An 842-nucleotide genomic window follows, 5' to 3' on the forward strand; every position below is an offset into this window, starting at 1 on the left:
TAAATAAGATGACAGAATTCTATCAGGAGCTACAAGAAAAATGTAGAGCTTTAAGATTAGCAGAAACAGCAAAGGAACTACCAAGCATGCTTAGAGAAGCTGAATCAAAGGGATTAACTTACTCCGAATTCATTGATCAGGTACTAGGATATGAATTGGCTTGTCGTGAGGAAAAGAATCGTATCAAGTTAATGAAATGGGCAGAGTTCCCCCAACACTTAACATTAGAGCAATTTAAACTCGAAGAGCAATCTGCGATTGGTGAGAAACAATTAAATGTATTAAAGGAATTATCATGGATCGAAGAGAATTTCACATTAATTATGATGGGTCCTCCTGGCGTCGGAAAAACTCATCTTTCAACCGGATTGGGAATCCAGGCAGTCAACCAAGGGTATCAGGTTTCTTTCGTATCCATGGATCAGTTAATTTACGTATTAAAGACTAAAGAATATATAAGTAAGTCTAGAACGAGGTATAAACGAATTACAGGATCAGATTTGGTTATCATTGATGATGTCATGTATATGGCTTATGAAACGCAAGATGCGCAGCTCTTTTTCCAGTTTATTTACGATATGTATGATAAGACGGCCTTTATTTTAACTTCCAATAAAGGTCCAGGGGAATGGGGTAAATTTCTTGGAGATACAACATTAACAACGGCGATCCTAGATCGCCTTCTCCACAGAAGTGAAATTATCACATTCGATGAGAACCAAGACAGCATCAGAATGAAGTACAGACGTGCTTTGTTTCAAGAAACAGGTGTTGAATCTTAATTGGGGAAACCTGTTGAGTGTTAATTGTGAAAAACTGCTTAATTCTACTTGACGGTTACA

General features: G+C 37.3%; 1 protein-coding gene. It reads left to right on the forward strand.

The genetic code is table 11. From position 1 onward, the window contains the following. Positions 1 to 8: 8 nt before the first annotated feature. Positions 9 to 782: an IS21-like element helper ATPase IstB gene (istB, locus tag LZD48_RS18365; RefSeq protein ID WP_235764127.1), complete on the forward strand. Its 774-nt coding sequence runs from the start codon at positions 9 to 11 to the stop codon at positions 780 to 782. Positions 783 to 842: the final 60 nt, after the last annotated feature.

Source organism: Oceanobacillus alkalisoli, assembly GCF_021556485.1.
GTDB lineage: Bacteria > Bacillota > Bacilli > Bacillales > Amphibacillaceae > Oceanobacillus > Oceanobacillus alkalisoli.

Coding starts and splice junctions, on each gene's coding strand:
- istB (WP_235764127.1), top strand. CDS start 9: ATGACAGAATTCTATCAGGAGCTACAAGAAAAATGTAGAGCTTTAAGA.